General features: G+C 63.8%; 1 protein-coding gene. It reads right to left on the bottom strand.

Going from position 1 to position 1466, the window contains the following annotated elements; genetic code table 11:
- A partial coding sequence (hutU, locus tag HP546_RS30145; protein ID WP_172233509.1) for a urocanate hydratase occupies positions 1-1330 on the bottom strand: 1330 nt, incomplete at its 3' end.
- Positions 1331-1466: the final 136 nt, after the last annotated feature.

The following is a 1466-nucleotide window of genomic DNA, read 5'->3' as shown; positions in this document are numbered from 1 at the left end:
GGTCGCGACCGATCACTACCGGCGCCGACAGTTCGCCGCTGCGCACCATTTCGTTGAACGCCAGGCCCAGCTTGGCGCGCAGGCCCAGGCCAACCCAGCAGATACGCGCCGGCAGGCCCTGGAAGCTGATGCGCTCGCGGGCCATGTCCAGCCAGCGGTGCAGGTGGGCGTCGTCGGGGATCAGCTCCTTGACCTTGGCGTCGGTCTTGTAGATGTCCTCGGCTTCACCCGACAGCGCCGCCCAGCGGAACGGGCCGATGCCACGGCAGAACAGCGGGCGGATATAGGCGGGCACGAAACCCGGGAAGTCGAAGGCATTGGCCACGCCTTCTTCCTTGGCCATCTGGCGGATGTTGTTGCCGTAGTCGAAGGTCGGGATGCCTTGCTTCTGGAAGTCCAGCATGGCCTGTACGTGCACCGCCATCGACTGCTTGGCGGCCTTCACCACTGCTGCAGGCTCGGTCTGTGCGCGGTCGCGGTACTGTTCCCAGGTCCAGCCGGCGGGCAGGTAGCCGTTCAGCGGATCGTGGGCGCTGGTCTGGTCGGTGACCATGTCCGGGCGCACGCCACGCTTGACCAGCTCTGGCAGGATTTCGGCGGCGTTACCGTGCAGGGCGATGGAGATGGCCTTGCCTTCGGCGGTGTATTTGCCGATGCGCGCCAGGGCGTCGTCAAGGTCGGTAGCCTGCTCGTCGACATAGCGGGTTTCCAGGCGGAAGTCGATGCGGCTCTGCTGGCACTCGATGTTCAGCGAGCAGGCGCCAGCCAGGGTGGCGGCCAGTGGCTGGGCGCCACCCATGCCGCCAAGGCCGGCGGTGAGCACCCACTTGCCTTTCAGGCTGCCACCGTAGTGCTGGCGGCCGGCTTCGACGAAGGTTTCATAGGTACCCTGGACGATGCCCTGGCTGCCGATGTAGATCCAGCTGCCGGCGGTCATCTGGCCGTACATGGCCAGGCCCTTGGCGTCCAGTTCGTTGAAGTGTTCCCAGTTGGCCCAGTGCGGCACCAGGTTGGAGTTGGCGATCAGTACGCGCGGGGCGTTGCTGTGGGTCTTGAACACGCCGACCGGCTTGCCGGATTGCACCAGCAGGGTTTCGTCGTCTTCCAGGCGGGTCAGGGTTTCGACGATCTTGTCGTAGCACGCCCAGTTGCGCGCGGCGCGGCCGATACCGCCGTATACCACCAGTTCCTTGGGGTTTTCCGCGACCTGCGGGTCGAGGTTGTTCATCAGCATGCGCAGTGGCGCTTCAGTCAGCCAGCTTTTGGCGGTCAGCTTGTTGCCACGTGGGGCACGGATTTCAACGTCACGGTATTTGTTGTTGTCGGTCACGGGAAAGGTCCTCTGCGGTCGTTCGCGGGCAGGTGTGTCGTGGTTGATATACAAACACACCTTTACTTGTATGTACAAGCATGGACAACCAAAATAATCGGACCGGCCCGCTGAATGGTTCGCAAAACAAGGGGCC

Source organism: Pseudomonas sp. CM25, from assembly GCF_013179705.1.
Classification (GTDB): domain Bacteria; phylum Pseudomonadota; class Gammaproteobacteria; order Pseudomonadales; family Pseudomonadaceae; genus Aquipseudomonas.
This window is presented reverse-complemented; position numbering and strand designations above follow the sequence as displayed.